Consider the following 19,066-nt stretch of genomic DNA (forward strand, 5'->3'; position numbering starts at 1 on the left):
GGATTAACATATGGCTGACATGTTTCTAGAGAAATTCCGCTCCCTGGTCCCCAAATATCTGGATGACCAGTGGAATGAAGCCGACGGGCTGAGCAGTGAAGAACTGCGAGAAGCCCTAGCCCAGTCCAAGGTCTCCATCCCTTTCGTGCTAGAAGAGTTCTACCTCGCACTAGGCAACAATGAAGATTTCATGGAGGCCTACCACTACTTCTTCGACCCCGAAGAACTGGAAATCGAAGACGGCCACCTGCTGTTCCTCGAAGACGAAGAGGAAAAGTTCGTCTGGGCGTTCAAGGCCTCGCAGCTCGATGTCCCCGATCCCATCGTCTACCGTCGCAACAATGCCAAGGGCACCTGGACCAGCGAGGAAGGCACGTTCAGCGAATTCACGCTGGACATGTTCGCGTGGGTCTTTGACGAGCTGGCCGCCGAACTGGAGGACTAGTGCTCCACCGATCCCATCAACCGGCCGGCTACCAGTGCCCGTTCTGCGAATTGGTACAGGACCGGCCCTTTAGCCAGGACAATCTCTGCGCGCCTACCGATCTGATCTATCAGACCGAATTGGTGGCAGCGATCATGGCCTGTGATGGGTTCGGAAACTACGGCGGGCATGCCATGATCATCCCCACCAGGCATCTGGAAGCGCTCTACGATCTGGATGATGCCACTGGGGCGGCCATCATGAAGGAAACCAAGCGCGTGGCCCTGGCCATGAAACTGGCCTGGGATCCGGAAGGAACCAGCACCCGGCAGCACAACGAACCGGCCGGAAACCAGCACGTATGGCACTACCACCAACACGTGTTCCCCCGCTATCACGATGACCAGTTGTACCAGCAGCTGCGCCACCGGGTCTCGGTCCAGGACCGGGCAGTGAAGGCGAAGCAATTGCGTCAGGCGTTGTTCTCTCCCGAGCATCCCGAACCGCTGCAGGCTTCACAGATCATCCGTTGATTTCCAAGCCGAAGAAGAAGAGCAGCCCATGAAGATCTTGATCTTCATGGGCTGCTCTTCTGTTTAATTCTTATTTCTGCCTAGGCGTCGCGGGTCACCACGGCGTCGGCAAAGGAGATCAGTGCCTGCTTGACGGTGCCCTCGGGCAGCGGAGCCAGCGATGCGATCGCGTCATCGGCCCACTGGCGTGCGGCCTTCCACGCGTCGTGCACTGCCGCGTGGGCGCGCACAGCTTCCACGGCTTTGGCCAGTGCTTCATCGGTGGACAGGTCGGCATCAACCAGTGCGATGGCTTGCGCCGCTTGCTCGTCCCCGGCGGCAGCGGCCTGGCGCAGCAGCAGGATCGGCAGGGTTGGAACGCCCTCGCGCAGGTCGGTGCCCGGAGTCTTGCCCGAGTCGGCCTTTTCCGAGGCGAGGTCGATGACGTCATCGGCAACCTGGAAGGCAACGCCTACCTTTTCGCCGTATTCGCGCAATACCTCGATGAATTGCGGCGCGCCACCGAAGCGGGCACCGAAAGCGCCCGAGGTGGAGAGCAAGGAAGCGGTCTTGTCGCTGATGACCTGCAGGTGGTGCTCGATTTCATCATCGCCATCACGCGGTCCGATGGATTCGTGCAGCTGGCCCAGGCACAGGCGCTCGAAAGTCCGCGACTGCCACATGACAGCCTCGGGACCCAGGTCTGCGCCGAAGACCGAAGCGCGGGCGAAGATCAGGTCGCCGGCAAGAATGGCCACGGAGTTGCCCCAGACCTCATGGGCGGTGGGTGCACCGCGGCGCAGTGGAGCCGAATCCATCACGTCATCGTGGTACAGGGTTGCCAGGTGGGTCAGTTCCACCACGGCGGCTGCCTTGATCACTTCGTCGGTCACGCCGTGGCCGAGCAGGGAGGTGAGCAGCACCAGCAACGGGCGTACCCGCTTGCCGCCGGCTTCAACCAAGTGCCTGCTGGAGGCATCGATCAATGGATCGGAATTGGCCAGCGCATCGCGCAGCAGCTTTTCAACCTTCGCCATGCCCATGGAAATCGCCGGGCCGAAGTCCGGGTCCTCGGCAAGCATCGCAAAGCCCGAGGGAAGATTGATAGCCGCAGCTAATGCAGCGGTTTCAGGATTCAGCTCAATCGAGTCAGACACTTCATGTCCGGCTGCGGTCCAGTTGCTCTTCGAATCAGTCACTGTTCTACGGCTTACTTATCTTTCATCGGGGTGGCCATCGCGGTATGCGAAGACTTTACTGCCTGCATTATGCAGACAAACATCTCTTCACTCTAGCCGATGCTGTCCACCACTGGTTGCTGGCGCGGTACAAGACGCGGAGCTTTGTGGCCAGCGACCTAGCAGTTCGCTCTAGAGTTTACCGGCTGAAGCCAGCAGTTATCACCAGACCCGCCATATCTCACAGTCGTGACTGGGGACACCTGCACGGCATTTCCCCCGGCATTGCGCGGTAGGCTTAGCCTTATCATGTCTGCAGATTCGCCCGTTCTTAGCGCCAGCGCCCATCAGCTCTCGGCTCCTAGTCTCACCAGTGTCACCTTTGAATATGTTGATGCTCCCCCGAGCTTGCTTGACGACTCATTGCGTCACCGAAGCCTCGTCTGGACCCGCAACGGGCATGGCCTCGTCGGATTTGGCACGGCCGCGCGCCTGCACACCCACGGTGAGGAACGCTTCGCCCGGGCCCGCGCCTGGTTTGCACAGGTCATCAAGAACGCCGCGATCACGGATCCGCTGAATCGCCCTGGCACCGGTTTGATCAGCTTCGGCTCCTTTGCTTTCTCCTTCACCAGCGTCTTCGAATCGCGCATGATCATTCCGCAGCTGGTCATCGGCCGCGATGAGCACACCGCCTGGATAACGCTCACCGGCACCGCCGAAGAACTCGAAGGCGCCACCTACGAGCAGGCGCTCGCCCGCGCGAACGCCGCCATGGACGATGCCGCCATCGCCGAGAGCGATGCGGGAAGCATCAAGCTCACCAGCGGACAGCTGACCGCTGGCTCCTACGTGCAGGCGGTCCACAAGGCCCTGGGCCATTTCGAAGAGCGCGGCATCTCGAAACTGGTGCTGGCCCGCGATGTGCTCGCCCACAGCAGCACGCCGATCGACCTGTCCAAGGTCGTCCACGCGCTGACCGAACGCTACGGCAATTGCTGGACCTACAGTGTTGACGGCCTGGTTGGAGCTACCCCGGAGATGCTGGTGCGTGTCACTGATGGACTGGCCGAGGCCCGTGTTTTGGCCGGCACCTTGGACCGCGCCGCGGCCGGGGCCGATGAGCCGGACTTCGCCCAGCATCATCTTTTCGAGGATCCCAAGCAGCGCAATGAGCATCAGCTGGCCATTGATTCGCTGACCGACTCGCTGAATCCGATTTCCCATGGCATGAGCGCGCCGGAAGAGCCATTCATCTTGCAGCTGCCTAATGTGTGGCATCTGGCCAGCGACGTGCGGGCCCAGCTGCGTGCCGATGCCTCCGGGGCATTGCCTTCCGCGCTGGATGTCGCCGAGATCTTCCATCCGACGGCAGCGGTCTGCGGCACTCCGACGAAAAAAGCCGGGGTCCTGCTGCGTGAGCTGGAAGGCATGGATCGCGGCCCCTACGCCGGGCCGGTGGGCTGGGTTGACAGCCGAGGCGACGGCGAATTCGGCATTGCCTTGCGTGGCGGAATCCTGGAAGACGAAAAGCTGATGCGCCTGTATGCAGGGTGCGGCATCGTGCCCGGTTCTGTTCCGGAGGATGAGCTGGCCGAGTCGTGGGCGAAAATGCGTCCCATGCGCCAAGCGCTGGGCGCCGAATAGCTCCTGGCCGAGCAGGGCAAAGCTATATGACGGGCCAATGTTTCACTAGCGTAAATTTTCCTTGCCCTCGATGACACTTGTGTGAAGTGCGTCTCGTGCTGGTGTTAGCGCGGTTATGATTGGGGCATCGCAGTGATGCACTCGCAATGACCCGAAAGTAGGTTTTGATCCTATGCGTAGCCCCAAGAAAAAGTTCGCCGCTTCCATCGCGCTCAGCTCCGTAGCACTTCTTGCCATGACCGCCTGCGGTTCCAGCAGCGGCTCCAGCTCAGAGTCCGAAGGCGCATCCTTCCCGCTCAACGAGGGCAAGCTGACCATCTGCTCGGATATCCCTTATGAGCCATTTGAATTCGTCAAGGACGGCAAGAACGTAGGCTTCGATATGGACGTCGCCGCAGAAATCGCCAAGGACGCCAAGCTGGATCTGAACGTCATCGACGCCAGCTTCGACTCCATCGAATCGGGCCTGTTCAGCACCCAGTGCGACATCGCAATCTCTTCGATCTCCATCACCGATGCACGCAAGGAGAAGATGGACTTCTCCACCCCTTACATGGATGACGACCTGGTTCTGATCGCCAAGAACGGCTCGGGCATCACCGATCTGGAAACCGCCAAGGACAAGAAGGTCGGTGTCCAGCAGGCCACCACCGGTGAAAAGTACGGCAAGGAAAACGGCCTGGAGAACCTGGTCGGCTACGAAGATGCCGGTCTGCAGACCCAGGCCCTGCTGGCCAACCAGGTTGACGCTGTGCTGGGCAACCAGTCGGTGCTCGGCTACGCAGTGAAGGACAAGCCGGACTACAAGGCTGTCGCCAACTTCAAGACCGGCGAACAGCTCGGTGTTGCCGTGCCTAAGGACAAGGCCGACACCCTGGAATTGGTCAATGGCACCCTCAAGCGCCTGACCGATGCCGGCACCATGGAAGAACTGACCGTGAAGTGGTTCGGCGAGAAGTAATTCTTCTCTGAACACGGATTGATCTACCGGGCGGGGGTTCGCCACGCAAATCATGCCAATGGGCGTGCTTGCTACCCGAACCCCCGCTGCCTTTACGAGAGGTACAAAACCAATGGCAATGACTACTAGTCAGCGTGCCCGTACGAGCAAAATCATTCAGATTGTGCTCTTCTTTGTCATCATCATCGGCCTGATTGCCCTGGTTGACTGGGAAAAAGCGTCCTACGCTTTCTTCTCCTTCGACAAGCTCGGACCGATGTTCCCGGACATGATTCTGGTGGGCCTGAAGAATACGATCTTCTACACCATCATCTCCTTCGCTTTCGGCTTGGTTCTGGGCCTGTTGCTGGCCCTGATGAAAGTGGCCAGCTTCGCTCCCTACCGCTGGTTCGCCACCGCTTTCATTGAATTCTTCCGCGGCATTCCAGCCATCTTGGTACTGCTGGCCTTCGGCTTCGGCTTGCCACAGGCGTTCGGTACGACCTGGCCGCAGCCGGTCAACGTGATGTTCGCCTTGGGTCTGGTGTCTTCGGCCTACATCGCTGAAACCCTGCGCGCTGGCTTGCAGGCTGTGCCCAAGGGGCAAACCGAGGCAGCCCGCTCGCTGGGCATGCCGGCCTGGCGTGCCATGGTCACCATCGTCATCCCGCAGGCGTTCAAGATCGTTTTGCCTCCAATGACCAATGAGATCATCTTGCTGACCAAGGACACCTCGCTGGCGTTCATCCTCGGTGCCGCCGTGGCCCAGTACGAGATGACCAAATTCGGCCGAGATGGCATTTCCCAGCTGGATGCAGGTATCACCCCGCTGGTCGTAGCCGGCCTGTTCTACCTGGTGATCACCATTCCGCTGAGCCTGGTAGCCCGCAAATTCGAATCCCGCGCGGCGAAGACCAAGCGATAGTTAGGACTTGAGAATGTCGACTGACAATAATGAACTTTCAGTCCATGCCGCTGGTGTGGAGATCACTGGACTGCGCAAATCCTACGGCGATAACGAGGTGCTCAAAGGCATCGATCTGAACGTCAAGCCAGGCGAAGTCGTGTGCCTGATCGGCCCCTCCGGCTCCGGCAAGTCCACGTTGCTGCGCTGCGTGAACCTGCTCGAAAAGCCGAACGGCGGAACCATTCTGGTGGGCGGCTTCAACGCCACCGATCCAGAGGTCAACTTGGATCAGATGCGCCAAAAGGTTGGAATGGTCTTCCAGCAGTTCAACCTCTTCCCGCACCTGACCGTGCTGGAGAACTGCACAGTGGCTCCGATCAAAGTGCTCAAGCGCAAGAAGGTTGATGCGCAGAAGATCGCCAAGAGCCACCTGAATCGCGTTGGCTTGGGTGACTTCGGCGAGCGCTACCCTGACCAGCTCTCTGGTGGACAGCAGCAGCGCGTGGCCATTGCCCGTGCCCTGTCCATGGAACCAACCCTGATGCTCTTCGATGAGCCAACCAGCGCGTTGGACCCGGAAACTGTCGGTGAAGTTCTGGCCATCATGAAGAGCCTCGCCCAGGCGGGCATGACCATGCTGGTGGTGACCCACGAGATGGCCTTCGCCAAGGAGGTCGCTGACCGTGTGGTCTTCATGGACGGCGGCGTTGTGGTGGAAGAAGGCAAGGCCGCGGAGGTCATTGGCAATCCGCAGCAGCCGCGTACCCAGGACTTCCTGCGTCGTGTCTTGGATCCGACCCACGTCGATATCTAAGAAGTGTAGTTAGAGTTCATCCCCTGCACCCGGTTCCTATTGGCCCCGGGTGCAGGGGATGAGTCGTTTAAGGCTGGTTATCTCGTCATTGCCCAGGCCAGCTCAGCTGTCCGATCTTCTCATTCAGTGACTGGTTATCCGCCCGCAGATGATCCCTCGACGCGCACACTTCAATCAAACGCAGTGCTGCTCCCCCGCGGTGGCCCAGCAGGCTGCCCAGTTCTTCCTTGGAATCCGCGCGCTCGTACTCCCAGCCGTAGGCCTTGGCCAGTGACTGGATGTCAAAGTCCTGCGGCGTGGAGAACAGGCGTTCCACCGCATTGGCGTAGCGTCCCGAGTCGGCCACGGCCCCGTGTTCCAAGGTGGAGAAGATGGCACCTCCGCCGTCGTTGTACACGACAACGTCCAGTTCAGGCTTCTTCTCCCCCGGTGTCCAAGACAAGGAGCTGGCGTCATGGGCGAAGGTGATGTCCCCCATCACCGCTACCGTGCGCCGCTGGCTTCCCACGGCCAGTCCGAGCGCCGTCGAAATGGTGCCGTCGATGCCGGCCAAGCCGCGATTGGCATGCACGGCGATGCCGTCGCTGGGGCGGGCAGCGAGGTCGAAATCGCGAACGATATTCGAGGACCCCAAGAGCAGGACTTCAGGCTGGTGCTCCCAAATCGCTTCGGCAACCAACAGCCCGTTGATGCTGGTGTTGCGGTCTATATCTGCGCGAAGCTCGAGGGCTTGGGCATCAAGTTCTTGCCAGGCAGCCAGCCAGCCTGCTGGCGCGCGGCCGGCGAATTCCTGTAGTTCCTGCCAGTTGCCGATAGGCGTTTCACGGCGGCGTCCGGCTTCGTACCAGGCCACGGGGGCAGGCTGCCAGATGGCTGAGGCAATGGACGGGTCAGCCAGGAGCCTGGCCACCGGTCGACTGAGGGTGGGGCGCCCGAAGAGCACTACGCGTTCAACGTGTTCTATCCCTACTGATATCAGCGGCCGGTAGTGGGTGATGGCATGATCCGAGAATCGGGCGTTGGAGGAAGGCTCGGCAAAGAGCGGCAGGCCCAGCTGGTGCGCGAACTCCTGGGCTTGCGGTCCCGCGTCGTGTCCGGCTACCACCACGGTTCTGCGTATGGCCAGTGCCTGTCCTGCTGGTGCCGGCGCTGCCTGCTGTTCGGCGCGTGCGAGCGGCCAGGTACCAGGCGTGAGGCTTTCCCAGTAGGGATTGTTGATGCTCTCGTTGTCTGATGGAGTCAGTGGATCCCTGAATTGCAGATTCAGTTGAACTGGGCCGCCAGGAAGATGTGCATCTCCCTGCAGCGCCAGCAGTGCTTGTCCAAGGCACATCTCCGCCTGCTGGCCGGCTGGCACGTTGAGGGCGAGACGGACGTGGTCACTGAAAAGGGTCTTCTGCTTGGTGCTCTGGCTAGCGCCGGTTCCATGCAGTTCATCGGGGCGATCCGCGGACAGAACCAGTAGCGGCGTTGCGGTGTGGTTGGCTTCCATGACTGCTGGAAGCATCTGGCCAATAGCGGTACCACTGGTAGCGGCTACGGCAACCGGTGTTCGGCTGCTTTGGGCCAAGCCCAGTGCCATGAAGGCCGCCGAACGTTCATCGATGCGCACATGGAACTTCAGCAATCCGGCATGCTCGGCTTCGGCCGCCGCATAGGCCAGAGGCGCGCTGCGCGAGCCGGGTGAAATAACCAGGTCTCGGATGCCAGCTTGAATCAGTATGCCAAGCACCGTTCGGGCCGTGGTGATGGCTAGTTGCTGATCTGGTTGCGGCGATCCCACGCGGTGTGGCTCCTTCGATTCCTAAGCTAAGGCAGTGCTCCCAGTCTATGCCTTGATCCGTGCTCCCCATGTATGAGGGTGCACGAAGGCGCCGGGGCAATCAGCGTGCTGATCACTCCGGCGCCTTGATGCGCGGATGGCTACAGGCTACTTGTTCTTGCCTTTGCCCTTGCCATTGCCCTTGCCTGGGTTCGAGTCTTCCTTGAAGACCTGCACCACGCTTGGACGCGGGCCGTAGAACTGGCCGGCACCCGAAGCAGCGGAGCTGCCTAGGAAGTCGGGGAACAGCGAAGTCGGAGCTGCGAAGGTTCCGCCTTCACCTGGGTGCTGGACCGAGACGAAGACCGAGTTGTCCTTGTCGTGGATCAGTGGGCCACAGGTCTCTGCACCGGTTGGCACGGCCAGGAACTGCTCGACACGGCCACGGTCCTTGCCGGTCAGGGTGACCTTGTGCAACGCATCCGAGTAGCCGATGGTGCTTGGCGCGCCGTCGGTGGAGATCCACAGGTTGCCCTTGGAATCGAAAGCCAGGTTATCCGGGCAGGAGATCGGCGAAACCTTGTCCGTAGGGTATCCCGAGAAGTAGGTGGAGCCGTTGACCTTAGGATCACCGGCAACCAGCAGGATATTCCATGTAAACTTGGTGCTGGTTGCGTCGTTGCCAGCTTCGGTGAGTTCGATGATGTGGCCATCACGGTTGGAGATGCGTGGGTTGGGCTCGGTGGCGCCTTCCTTGCCAGCCTTGCCGCGGTCCGAGTTGTTGGTCAGGGCCACGTAGAGCTTGCCGGAGATCGGGCTTGGCTCAACGTCTTCCGGACGGTCCATCTTGGTGGCGCCGATCTTGTCAGCTGCCAGTCGGGTGTACACCAGGACCTCTTCAACGCTCATGCCATCGACCATGGAAGCGCCGCCCTTGACCAGTGGCAGCCAGGTGCCGGTGCCGTCGAAGGCGCCATCGGATGGGACCTGGCCGCTGCCGTCGAGTTCGCCCGCTGGCGAGTTGCCGGTGAACTGAGCGACGTACAGGTCACCCTCAGAGAGCAAGGACATGTTCGCCTTGCGGTCATGCTTGGAGTAGGTGCCCTTGGAGACGAACTTGTACAGGTATTCGAACTTGGAGTCATCGCCCGAGTAGGCCACGGCCTTGCCGTTCTTGGCGATGCGCACGTTGGCGCCTTCGTGCTTGAAGCGGCCCAGGTTGGTGTGCTTTATCGGGGTGGACTTTGGATCCTGCGGGTCGATTTCGATGACCCAGCCGAAGCGGTTTGCTTCGTTTTCGTAGCCTTCGTTGGCCAGGCCGAATCGTGGATCGGTGTCTTCCCAGCCGCGTTCGGTGGCGCCGGCGCCGATGCCGTAGCGTGCTTCTTCGGCGGTGCCCTTGCCGCTGAAGTACTGGTCGATGTTCTCTTCACCGGAGAGGATGGTTCCCCATGGGGTGGTGCCGCCGGAGCAGTTGTTCAAGGTGCCGAGGACCTTGGTGCCGGTTGGGTCGGCAACGGTCTTGAGCAGGTCGCTACCTGCTGCTGGGCCGTCGATGGTGAATTCGGTCTGCGCGGTGATGCGGCGGTTGCGCTCGCCGCCTTGGACATAGGTCCACTTCTTGTCTTTCTTCTTGCGCTTGACCTCGACCACGCTGAAGCCGTGGGCGTTCATGGCGATGCGGCGGGCCTCGTCCTTGTTCGCTTCGAACCAGGCGGCGTCGAACATCATGTCTTCGTTGGTGTATTCGTGGTTTGCCACCAGCACGCCGGTGCGGCCCGAATACTTGTCAACGATGATGTCGAGGTAATCGCAGTTGTAGCCGAACTGTTCTGCCTGCTTGCGTGCACTCTGGTTGGTGGCATCAAACTGCGCGGTGTTCTTGAATAACGGGTCGCCCCAACGGATGATGGCGTTCCAGTCATAGCCTTCTGGGACGCTGACGTTATCTACTGAACGCGACACCGGCTCAATGGCATCGAAGGACAGGTGGCCGCCGGCGTTGTTGCCATTCTTCAGTGGCACCAATGGTGCTGCCACGGCGTCCTGCGCGCCGAAGAACTGCGGCCCAACGACTAGTGCGGAGGCGCCGACAGCGCCCAAGCCGAGCATACTGCGGCGGGACAGGGACTTATCGGCAATGTCCTTGAAATAGCTGTTGGACGAGGTGTTGCAGTCCGGCTTAACGCAGGCATCTCCACATTTGAAGTGGCAAGTAGCTGCGGAACGTCCGCCACGGGTATGGCCTAGCATTGGCAAAAGGGTACGGGTCGGATTCATGATCCATCACTTCCTCAGTTAGGGCTCGCTGTCAGGGGAACGACGCGATATGAGGTTTTCACCCGGAAGTGTGCAAATTGCAACGCCTAAGTTAACTGCGGGGAAATAGATGGGTGTCGAGAATCAGGCATTGGCTAGCTGTTCGTAGCATTGCTCGACTCTGTGTAACCACCAGTCAACCCGCTGCTGCTCTGGACGAAGCTGCTTGAGTTTATCGCTATCCGGATTAATGCGCCTTACCGGAAGATACCCGGCGGTAGCCAGCAGCGGTTCACTGCAGACATCATCGGCGAAAAGGGTTCCAGTGGATAGTCCGCACGCATAGGGCAGTTCTGGCAGGGCGCTGGCCAAAGCAGCGGCTTGGGCCAGGCCCACCGAGCTATCCAAGGCGCTGGAAATAACAACATCAAGTTCCGCTTGCTGGGCAATGTCCAGGACAGCTGCGATCCCGCCCAGCGGCTGGGCTTTGATGACCATCAGATCTGCCGCGCCCAGTCGTGAGACTTCCAAAGGGTCGGTGTGCTTGCGCACGGCCTCATCGGCAGCGATTTTCAGAGTGATCCCGGCGTTGCGCAATTGTTCTCGCACCTGCGCCAAGCCGGTGATTCCTGGCACGGGCTGTTCAGCGTATTGCAGATCGTAGTCGCTCAAGGCTTTCAACGCGTGGACTGCCTGGGCAATATCCCAGCCCATATTGGCATCAACGCGCAGTGCTGCCTGCGGATACAAACGACGTGCTTCTGCCACTCGGGCGAGGTCGTCTTGAAGGCTCTGGCCTTTTTCTGCAACTTTGATCTTGATGGTGTGCGGTGCGTCGTACTTCTCCAGTACTGACCCGACTTCGCTGGCCGCTACCGCTGGCAAAGTTGCGTTGACCGGGATGGTGGCGCGCAGCGGTTCGGGGAACGACTCGTAGGCTGCTTCGATGCCGGCAGCCAGCCAACGCGAGGCTTCAGCTGGAGCGTATTCGACGAAAGCAGAGAATTCTCCCCAGCCTGCGGGGCCTTTGATGAGCAGTGCTTCCCGCTGGGTGATCCCCCGGAATTTAACTCGCATGGGCAGGCGGACTACATGGCTGTTGGCCAGCACTTCAGCCAGCGGTGGAAGTTCAATGCTCATGGTCTAAGCCTAGCGAGCGTGGGCATGGTTACACTGCCATCGGCTGACATTTGCCCGACAAGTTGTGCAAGGCTAGAGATATGCCTCGACATTCAGCACCTGCGCGTCCACACCATCTTCGGTGGTGGTTGGCTCTGCTGCTGTTGGTTGCTTTCTTCTGCGTGGAGTATTTCTTCTTTGTGCATCTGCGCGCCGGGCAGTGGGCAGATCAGGCTGGCTTCGTGGCATGGTCACAGTGGTGGCCGCGCACCGAGCTGCTGGATCCTGTCCGTCAATTCCTGGACTTATTGCCGGTAATCTGCGGTGCGATTGCCGCGGTCTTCCTGTTGTACCGGGTGATCAGGGATCGGCGGTTCTTGCGTGCCACGGTGGCGATCCTGGCTTGCGCCGCGGCACTGGCCAGCACCCAGCTGCTGAAGCACGGCGTTTTGATCCGGCCGGATTTCAATTTCGGCACGACGGGCAATTCATTCCCCTCGGGGCACACCACCGCTGCCGCGGCCGCGATGGGATTGATGTTTGTCATTTCCCCGCCGAAGCTGCGTCCCGTGGTGCAACCCATTGCCTGGCTGTTCGCGACAGTTACCGGCGTCGCCACCCTGGTGTGCGGTTGGCACCGCCCCAGCGACATTGCCGCCGGTTTTCTGGTGGCTGCCTTCTGGATGGTGCTGGCCAGCGCGGTGTTGCAGCGGATCCAACCTTTGAGCCACGAGGTGCCCAAGACCAGCTGGTCCCGGGGTGTCGGGACTGCCAGCATTGTCGTGTGGGCCGTTGTTGTCGTCTTGTCGTTTATCTTGCCGCACCCGCATATTCAGAAGATCCCCGATAGCTTGCAGCTGACGTACGCGGTGCTGGGAATCGTTCACGTGATTGCGGCATCGTTGATCTCATCGCTGGCTTTGCGCTCCGTCGTGATCGGACCGATGCGGACCTTCCAGAAGTAGTAACGCTGTCAGGATCCGTTCTTCAGCATGATCGCGTTCAGCTGCTCCGCGCCTTGCTCGGAGTTGGGAATGGTCACGGCGAATCTCGACGAATTCTTCAGCTCGAATGCCAACCCTTCATGACGCCGAAGAACCACTGCTGACCCGCCCGGGAAAAAGCGCCATCCCCAGCCACCCCAGGTCATCGGGTCGATTTCAGTGCTGGTGACCGATTCGATCTCCTCGGGCTTGATGGTCCGCAGGGGGAAGCCAAAAAGCGCTGAGGTCACCCGGGTGCGCTGTTCGGTAATGCTCACTCGGATCCAGCACAGTCCCAGCACCAAGGGCCAGACGAAAAGGCAGACAACCAGGCTGATGATCGTCGCGGTCCAATTGGCCTGCCCGGACCTGTTGTAGCTATCGAACAGTGCGAAAATGCCGATTCCGGCAACAACGAGCCCGAGCATCCACAGCCACCAGGGAGCCATCATGGTTTCCCTGAATTCGCCGACCTCCGGCAGCGCAGTGCCTTGCGGCGCTGGAGCGGCAATTCCTTGGGCCTGGTTAATGCGAGCTTGCCGCTGTGCCTGCAGCTGCTTCGAATAGGACTGGTAAACGCCGCAAATCCATAGCGGGCTGAGCGCCAACAGCGTGCAGGCAAGCATCGGAAGCATCCAGATGCCGATGACTGCTGTCTGGGGAGTTTCCGCCAGGACTGTCGGAACCACCGAGCCAATGAAGACCCCGGCGGTGGTCCATGACAGAAGCGAACCAATAAACAGAAGCGTTAGCAGTAGCGCCGGTCGCCTGGTTAGAGCCAATGCGCTCAGGCCGATAATGCTCCCCACGGCGCTCAAACCAATGGCCACGGGGACGAGAATCTCGGTGCGGGTGAATTCGTCAGGATAGGTGGATGACCAGTGGGTCGCTGTGAGTTCCGGTAGCTGGTTGGCCAGCGGGAGGTAGATGCCGAGCACGATGACGACTGGCAGGACCAGTACAACGTACAGCCACGGACGATTCTTCACTGTATGCATAGCCGCTTCCATCTCATCCCTTGCCCTAACTGGATGGCTCCTTGGCTAGCGGAGCCACGAACTTCTACATTCACTTCCATCAAGGAAATATGTGCACGCTTACGACTTAAACTCTATCTTGACATGGCGATAAATGATCGACCGAGACTCAAATATCAGCAAAAAGGATGATGCCCGCCGAACCACAACGGTTCGACGGGCATCATATAAGGCAAGTACTGAGCCATTATTCCTAGAGCGTCGCGAGGGCTCGTTTCGGGTCGGTCATCGCATCGGCGACATAACGCAGGAATCCTGCTGCTGTCCCGCCATCACAGACCCGGTGATCAAAGCTCAACGTCAATTCGCAGATCGAGCGGACCTTGAGCTGGCCATTGACCACCCATGGTTTTTCGATGATGCGGCCCAGGCCGAGAATTGCGGCCTCCGGGTAATTGATGATCGCTGCCGAGCCATCCACATTGAAGACGCCATAGTTATTAATGGTGAAGGTGCTGCCAGACAGATCAGCCACTGCGGCCTTGCCTTCGCGGGCCACCGATGCCAGGCGGGCGAATTCGGCCGAGAGTTCCTGGGCGTTGAGCTTGTGGGCATCACGCACGTTCGGAACCACCAGGCCGCGGTCGGTCTGCGCAGCGAAGCCCAGGTTCACTCCTTCGAAGAGGGTGTGGCGCAGGGAGCCGTTGGCCTCGACATCAATCCGGCTGTTGAGTTCCGGGAAGCGCTGGAGTCCAGCCACTGCGAAACGCGAAATCAATGCCATGACGCTTGGTGCCTGGCCCTCGGTTTCCTTGATCTTGGAACGCAGCTTCAGCAGCTTGGTCACGTCCACGTCGACCCAGACGGTGGCCTCTGGTATTTCCCTGCGCGAGGTGCTCATAGCGTTCGCAATGGTCTTGCGGACACCGGAAAGCACCTGCGACGAGGCAACTGGCAGACCGGTCCGCAAATCCTTTGAGCCGCCGACTGCCGCTGACTCTGGCTTTGACGCAGAGGCCTGAGCAGCCTGCATCGGCTCCTGAACGACAGGAAGACTCGCTGGCTGCTCCGAGGCAGGTCGTGCCAGCGCGGCTTCGACATCAGAGCGCAGAATCAATCCCTGCGGGCCACTGCCCTTCACGGAATTGATATCCAATGCATTTTCCCGCGCCAGCTTGCGCACCAGCGGGTTGATGACGCGCACCGCTTCACTGGATTCCTGGACCGCGAGCGCAGCGCCAGCACCCACGCCTCGCGGCTTGCGCCGGCGGCTCGTCTTGCGCTGGGCAGACCCTGTGCCATAACCGATCAGCACGTTGCCGCTACCTTCATCCTCATCGGATTCGGACTCGGCCTCGGTTTCAGCTTCGCTCGACGGCGTCTGGGTCCCGGCCAGTTCCTCTTCACGATAGGACTGGGCACGCTCCATCTCGGGTTCCGATGCCGGAGCAGCTTCTTCCCCGCCGGTATTCACGGAGATAAAAGGCTCATCCACCAGCATCATCTGGCCGGCTTCGCCATGCAGGGTCGAGACGACGCCCTCGAAGGGGCAAGGGATCTCCACCAAGGATTTGGCTGTTTCGACTTCTGCGATCGGCTGATCCACCGCCACTTCGTCCCCGGCAGCAACCATCCAACGCACAAGTTCCGCCTCGGTCAGTCCCTCACCAAGGTCAGGCAGCAAAAAAGTCTTGACGGTCATTTATGCCTCCCACTGAAGTTGATCAACAGCATCCAGAATGCGTTCGGCGCTGGGCAGGTGGTACTTTTCCAAGGTCGGGGCCGGGTAGGGAATATCGAAACCGGTGACGCGCAGCACCGGCGCCGCCAGCGAATGGAAGCAGCGTTCCTGCACCCGGGCAACAATTTCACTGGCAACAGAGGCAAAGCCTTGAGCTTCAGCCACTACGATGGCACGTCCCGTTTTGCGAACCGACGCGCACACAGTCTCATCGTCAAAGGGAACGATGCTGCGCACGTCGACGACCTCTAGATTGATGCCTTCCTCGGCAGCCATCTTGGCGGCTTCCAAAGCCGTCGAAACGCTCGGGCCGTAGGTGATCAGCGTGGCGTCGCTGCCGGCGCGGGCAATACGCGCGCGTCCTTCTGTTGGCGCGCTCTTCTTCGCTTCATAATCACGTGCCAGCTGCTCAAGATCCACCTGCTCCTTGGACCAGTACAGCTTCTTGGGCTCGAAGAAGACCACCGGATCATCAGAATCAATGGCTTCACGCAGCATCAGGTAGGCATCTTCCACGCAGGACGGAGTGAAGACCTTCAACCCCGGGGTATGCGCGTAGTAGCCTTCGGAGGAATCGCAGTGGTGCTCCACGCCGCCCACGCCGCCGGCATAGGGAATGCGGATCACCAGTGGCAAGGACAGCTTGCCCTGGGTGCGGTTGCGCATCTTGGCCACATGCGAAGCGACCTGCTCAAAAGCCGGGTAGGCGAAGGCATCAAACTGCATTTCGATAACCGGGCGCATGCCATTGATGGCCATGCCCACTGCCATGCCAACGATGCCGGATTCAGCCAACGGGGTGTCGAAGCAGCGCTGGGCGCCAAAGCGTGCCGTCAGCCCGTCAGTAATGCGGAAGACGCCACCTAGGGTTCCTACGTCCTCGCCAAAAATAACGACGGAGTCATCGGCCACCAGCCCGTCGGCGAGCGCCGTATTCAATGCCTTGCCGAAGGTCACCGGCTGGTTTTCGTTGGCAGCCTTGGCGGCTGCACGCGCGGTAGCTGCGCTCACATTAGGGTTCACGCGCGATGTCGTGGCAGTCATCCTAGGCCTCCTCGCGGTCTAGTTCGTCAACAAGCAGGGCCTGCTGCTCGGCGAGCTGGGTGCTCTTGGTGGAATAAACGTGTTCAAAAAGTTCACGAGGATCCGTATTGGCATCCTGGTTCATGCCATCTCGCAGGGTCCTGGCCGCAGCTTCAGCGTCTTGGCCGATCTTCGCGGCGGCGTCATCGGTCAGCAGGCCGGCATCTTCGAGATAGGCCTTCATACGAGTCACCGGGTCCTTGGCGATCCAGGCCTGGACCTCGGAATCCTCGCGGTAGCGCTTGTCGTCATCCGCGTTGGTGTGCGCCTGCATGCGGTAAGTGTGGGCTTCAATCAGCAGCGGGCCATTGCCCTCGCGTGCCATGCGTACGGCACGGGTCATGATGGCCATCAATGCCATCAGGTCATTTCCGTCAACGCGCTCGCCGGCCATGCCATAGCCCACGGCCTTGTGGGCCAGGGACGGTGCTGCGCTCTGGTGCGATAGCGGCACGGAGATGGCGTACTTGTTGTTCTGCACGAAGAAGATCACCGGAAGATTGAACACCGCAGCGAAGTTCAGGGCTTCATGGAAGTCGCCCTCGCTGGTGGCGCCGTCGCCGCACATGGCTACAACAACGGTGTTTTCTCCGCGAAGCTTCGCCGCGTGGGCTACGCCGACGGCGTGCAGCAGCTGGGTGGTCAGCGGCGTGGACATCGGCGCGCACTTGTAGGCCTTGGGGTCGTACCCGCAGTGCCATTCGCCGCGGAAGCTGGTCATGACTTCCATCGGGGCTACGCCCTTGGTGAGCACTGCAACGGTGTCGCGGTAGGTAGGGAAAAGCCAGTCGTTGTCTTCAAGGCACAGAGCCGCGGCGATCTGGCAGGCTTCCTGTCCGTGGCTTGATGGGTACACGGCCATGCGGCCCTGGCGAACCAGGGCCGAGTTCTGGTCGTTGACGCGGCGGCCGGTGACCAGGGCTGCGTAGGCTTCCATGAGGCGGGCCGGGCTAGGCAGCGGGTATTCGTGTCCTGGTTCGGTCCCCTGCTCGTTCTCCGGACGAAGTGTTCCATCCGGATTGAGCAAGTTGATCATGTGCCGCGCTGGCAGCATGTAATCTTCTGGGCTGATGCCGAACTTTTTGCTGACTTCGGACATGCGATCCGAGGTTGCTTCTGCGCTCATGTTCCCCACCTTTCGTACTTTGGGCTCAGTCCATGGGCGCACGCCCTTGTGACTCAGTTCACCTAAACATCATTTGCAATCAATTATGCGTAGCGATTGCATTCTGTATCCACTCGGCCGGAAAATCGTGGAAAGTTGAGAATCAGATACGTATACTTGTGGACGAAATGTTTCAATAAAATGTCTTTGGCGTTGAGACGTCAGACACATTGAAAAGGAGAATCATGGCCGCGGAAGCGGAGCTGAAACTTGATGAGGTCGACCGCGCGATCCTGGCGGAACTGACCCAGGATGGACGGCAGTCGGTAACTACAGTTGCCCAGAAAGTCCATGTGTCCCGTGCCCACGCCTATTCGCGCATTGCCAAGCTGCAAGATGCCGGGGTGATCACGCGCTACACGGCGGTCATCGACCCGGTGAAGGCAGGACTCAAGGCCAGCGCCTATGTCACGCTGAAACTTCGCCAGCACTCGTGGCGCGAGCTGCGTGACCACCTTGCTTCCATCCCCGAGGTCCAGCACATCGGCTTGGTGGGCGGGAACTTCGACGTGATTCTTCTGGTGCGGGCCAAAGACAATCTGGATTTGCGCCGGGTCGTATTCGAAGAACTCCAGGCTCTGCCCACTGTGCTTGATACGCAGACCCACCTGATCTTCGAGGACACCGACACCCGCTAGGCCTGACTGCAGCGCGCTGCGGCAACGCCGGCTTGACGACAAAAGCTGCTCCCTAGCTGCAGGTTCATTTAGAACCAGCGGCCAAGGGAGCAGCTTTGTGTTTTTAAGTTGTATTGAATTCTTCGGGACTATTTCTTTCCGGTGAATACCGGCGGCCGCTTCTCCTGGAAGGACTTGAAACCTTCGGCATAATCCGCGGTATCGCATAATGCAGCTTGGGCCCGGTTTTCGTTGTTCATCGAAGCCCACAAGCCAACCCGCTGATCACGGATTTCCTGTACCAGCGCCTTGGACGCGACGAAGGCCTGAGTTGCCCCTTGCGCGACTTTTTCAATCAGCGATTCACAGCGGGCTACAAGTTCTTCTGCCGGAAAAGCTCGGGAGAACAGGCCAGAGCGGACAGCCTCCGCACCTGAAATCAATTCAGCCGTGTAGATCATGTCCAGCGTCCGGTGGGCGCCAAGGCGCTCGGTGAACAGCCAGTGGCCACCAGAGTCCAGCGTTGCCCCGAGGTTGGCGAATGGAGAACCGATCTTCGCGTTCTCCGCGACGTAAACAACGTCGGTGGCGATCGCCAAGCCCAGTCCCACGCCGAGGCAGGCACCCTGCACCAGGGCGAAGGTAGGTGCCGGGAAATTCGACATCTTTTCCAGCAACGGCTGGACCTTGCCTTCAAGGTAGCCGATCACGTCATCATCGGCAGGATCCACTCCTGAGATATCCCGCCCCGCGCAAAAGCCCCGGCCTTCGCCGGTGAGCACCAAGGCTCGAACGCTGCCATCAGCCACCCCGGCGGCAGCCTTGTCATAGGCTTCGGAGAGCTCAGCCAAGGCCGTCTCATCCAAGGAGTTCATCTTTTGCGGAGCATTGAGCACAACTCGGGCAATCGAATCGGCAATGGTCAGTTCGATCATGAT

Annotated in this window: 17 protein-coding genes; 8 read left to right on the forward strand and 9 right to left on the reverse strand. The window is 60.0% G+C overall.

Annotated features, from left to right (window positions below):
• The first annotated feature begins 10 nt into the window (after positions 1-10).
• Positions 11-445, forward strand: a complete 435-nt coding sequence (locus D3791_RS03395; protein WP_022874201.1) for a hypothetical protein — start codon at positions 11-13, stop codon at positions 443-445.
• Positions 445-957: an HIT family protein gene (locus D3791_RS03400; RefSeq protein WP_022874202.1), complete on the forward strand. Its 513-nt coding sequence runs from the start codon at positions 445-447 to the stop codon at positions 955-957. The genes D3791_RS03395 and D3791_RS03400 overlap by 1 nt, the downstream gene beginning before the upstream one ends.
• Positions 958-1,037: 80 nt before the next feature.
• On the opposite strand, the gene D3791_RS03405 is transcribed toward D3791_RS03400, so the two are convergent.
• Positions 1,038-2,135, reverse strand: coding sequence for a polyprenyl synthetase family protein (locus tag D3791_RS03405; protein WP_022874203.1), 1,098 nt, complete (start codon positions 2,133-2,135; stop codon positions 1,038-1,040).
• Between the two features lie 288 nt (positions 2,136-2,423).
• Here D3791_RS03405 and D3791_RS03410 point away from each other — a divergent pair, with 288 nt between their 5' ends.
• The 4 genes from D3791_RS03410 (at position 2,424) to D3791_RS03425 (ending at position 6,422) form a co-directional block, all read left to right on the forward strand.
• Entirely contained in the window at positions 2,424-3,761 is a 1,338-nt protein-coding gene (locus D3791_RS03410) for an isochorismate synthase (RefSeq protein WP_172511291.1), read from the forward strand.
• 172 nt (positions 3,762-3,933) lie between these two features.
• Positions 3,934-4,722: an ABC transporter substrate-binding protein gene (locus D3791_RS03415; RefSeq protein ID WP_022874205.1), complete on the forward strand. Its 789-nt coding sequence runs from the start codon at positions 3,934-3,936 to the stop codon at positions 4,720-4,722.
• Between the two features lie 112 nt (positions 4,723-4,834).
• Entirely contained in the window at positions 4,835-5,626 is a 792-nt protein-coding gene (locus tag D3791_RS03420; protein ID WP_022874206.1) for an amino acid ABC transporter permease, read from the forward strand.
• A gap of 13 nt (positions 5,627-5,639) precedes the next feature.
• The gene (locus D3791_RS03425) at positions 5,640-6,422 is read left to right on the forward strand and encodes an amino acid ABC transporter ATP-binding protein (RefSeq protein ID WP_022874207.1); all 783 of its coding nucleotides are present in this window, start codon (positions 5,640-5,642) and stop codon (positions 6,420-6,422) included.
• Between the two features lie 85 nt (positions 6,423-6,507).
• Here D3791_RS03425 and menD read toward each other — a convergent pair whose 3' ends face one another.
• The 3 genes from menD to D3791_RS03440 all read right to left on the reverse strand — a co-directional run bounded on the left by menD (position 6,508) and on the right by D3791_RS03440 (position 11,583).
• Positions 6,508-8,205 (reverse strand): 2-succinyl-5-enolpyruvyl-6-hydroxy-3-cyclohexene-1-carboxylic-acid synthase, encoded by a 1,698-nt coding sequence (menD, locus tag D3791_RS03430; RefSeq protein ID WP_172511292.1) that lies wholly within the window; start codon positions 8,203-8,205, stop codon positions 6,508-6,510.
• 147 nt (positions 8,206-8,352) lie between these two features.
• A complete protein-coding gene (locus tag D3791_RS03435; RefSeq protein ID WP_172511293.1) occupies positions 8,353-10,464 on the reverse strand; it encodes a PhoX family protein in 2,112 nt (703 codons plus the stop codon).
• Positions 10,465-10,587: 123 nt separating this feature from the next.
• On the reverse strand, positions 10,588-11,583 hold the full coding sequence (locus tag D3791_RS03440) for an o-succinylbenzoate synthase (protein ID WP_172511294.1): 996 nt from the start codon (positions 11,581-11,583) through the stop codon (positions 10,588-10,590).
• Between the two features lie 80 nt (positions 11,584-11,663).
• On the opposite strand from D3791_RS03440, the gene D3791_RS03445 reads away from it, so the two are divergent.
• Positions 11,664-12,527: a phosphatase PAP2 family protein gene (locus tag D3791_RS03445; protein ID WP_172511295.1), complete on the forward strand. Its 864-nt coding sequence runs from the start codon at positions 11,664-11,666 to the stop codon at positions 12,525-12,527.
• 8 nt (positions 12,528-12,535) lie between these two features.
• On the opposite strand, the gene D3791_RS03450 is transcribed toward D3791_RS03445, so the two are convergent.
• From D3791_RS03450 to pdhA, 4 genes are all read right to left on the reverse strand, one after another.
• Positions 12,536-13,543 (reverse strand): DUF3093 family protein, encoded by a 1,008-nt coding sequence (locus D3791_RS03450; RefSeq protein WP_172511296.1) that lies wholly within the window; start codon positions 13,541-13,543, stop codon positions 12,536-12,538.
• Between the two features lie 232 nt (positions 13,544-13,775).
• Positions 13,776-15,224 (reverse strand): dihydrolipoamide acetyltransferase family protein, encoded by a 1,449-nt coding sequence (locus D3791_RS03455; RefSeq protein WP_172511297.1) that lies wholly within the window; start codon positions 15,222-15,224, stop codon positions 13,776-13,778.
• The gene (locus D3791_RS03460) at positions 15,225-16,307 is read right to left on the reverse strand and encodes an alpha-ketoacid dehydrogenase subunit beta (protein ID WP_172511298.1); all 1,083 of its coding nucleotides are present in this window, start codon (positions 16,305-16,307) and stop codon (positions 15,225-15,227) included. It lies immediately after the preceding gene.
• Between the two features lies 1 nt (position 16,308).
• Positions 16,309-17,472, reverse strand: a complete 1,164-nt coding sequence (pdhA, locus tag D3791_RS03465) for a pyruvate dehydrogenase (acetyl-transferring) E1 component subunit alpha (RefSeq protein ID WP_172511299.1) — start codon at positions 17,470-17,472, stop codon at positions 16,309-16,311.
• 224 nt (positions 17,473-17,696) lie between these two features.
• Between pdhA and D3791_RS03470 the strand changes: the two genes are divergently transcribed.
• A complete protein-coding gene (locus D3791_RS03470; protein ID WP_022874216.1) occupies positions 17,697-18,149 on the forward strand; it encodes an Lrp/AsnC family transcriptional regulator in 453 nt (150 codons plus the stop codon).
• Between the two features lie 128 nt (positions 18,150-18,277).
• On the opposite strand, the gene D3791_RS03475 is transcribed toward D3791_RS03470, so the two are convergent.
• Positions 18,278-19,063 carry an enoyl-CoA hydratase/isomerase family protein gene (locus D3791_RS03475; protein ID WP_172511300.1) on the reverse strand — a complete coding sequence of 262 codons (786 nt, stop codon included), beginning with the start codon at positions 19,061-19,063 and terminating at the stop codon, positions 18,278-18,280.
• Positions 19,064-19,066: the final 3 nt, after the last annotated feature.

The organism is Glutamicibacter mishrai, assembly GCF_012221945.1.
In the GTDB taxonomy this organism is placed as follows: Bacteria; Actinomycetota; Actinomycetes; order Actinomycetales; family Micrococcaceae; genus Glutamicibacter; species Glutamicibacter mishrai.

Excerpts from the sequence above, each read along its gene's own strand:
- pdhA (WP_172511299.1), bottom strand. The coding sequence starts at position 17,472 with ATGAGCGCAGAAGCAACCTCGGATCGCATGTCCGAAGTCAGCAAAAAG.
- D3791_RS03470 (WP_022874216.1), top strand. The coding sequence starts at position 17,697 with ATGGCCGCGGAAGCGGAGCTGAAACTTGATGAGGTCGACCGCGCGATC.
- D3791_RS03440 (WP_172511294.1), bottom strand. The coding sequence starts at position 11,583 with ATGAGCATTGAACTTCCACCGCTGGCTGAAGTGCTGGCCAACAGCCAT.
- D3791_RS03455 (WP_172511297.1), bottom strand. The coding sequence starts at position 15,224 with ATGACCGTCAAGACTTTTTTGCTGCCTGACCTTGGTGAGGGACTGACC.
- D3791_RS03395 (WP_022874201.1), top strand. The coding sequence starts at position 11 with ATGGCTGACATGTTTCTAGAGAAATTCCGCTCCCTGGTCCCCAAATAT.
- D3791_RS03410 (WP_172511291.1), top strand. The coding sequence starts at position 2,424 with ATGTCTGCAGATTCGCCCGTTCTTAGCGCCAGCGCCCATCAGCTCTCG.
- D3791_RS03450 (WP_172511296.1), bottom strand. The coding sequence starts at position 13,543 with ATGCATACAGTGAAGAATCGTCCGTGGCTGTACGTTGTACTGGTCCTG.
- D3791_RS03415 (WP_022874205.1), top strand. The coding sequence starts at position 3,934 with ATGCGTAGCCCCAAGAAAAAGTTCGCCGCTTCCATCGCGCTCAGCTCC.
- D3791_RS03460 (WP_172511298.1), bottom strand. The coding sequence starts at position 16,307 with ATGACTGCCACGACATCGCGCGTGAACCCTAATGTGAGCGCAGCTACC.
- D3791_RS03435 (WP_172511293.1), bottom strand. The coding sequence starts at position 10,464 with ATGAATCCGACCCGTACCCTTTTGCCAATGCTAGGCCATACCCGTGGC.
- D3791_RS03445 (WP_172511295.1), top strand. The coding sequence starts at position 11,664 with ATGCCTCGACATTCAGCACCTGCGCGTCCACACCATCTTCGGTGGTGG.
- D3791_RS03420 (WP_022874206.1), top strand. The coding sequence starts at position 4,835 with ATGGCAATGACTACTAGTCAGCGTGCCCGTACGAGCAAAATCATTCAG.
- D3791_RS03475 (WP_172511300.1), bottom strand. The coding sequence starts at position 19,063 with ATGATCGAACTGACCATTGCCGATTCGATTGCCCGAGTTGTGCTCAAT.
- D3791_RS03425 (WP_022874207.1), top strand. The coding sequence starts at position 5,640 with ATGTCGACTGACAATAATGAACTTTCAGTCCATGCCGCTGGTGTGGAG.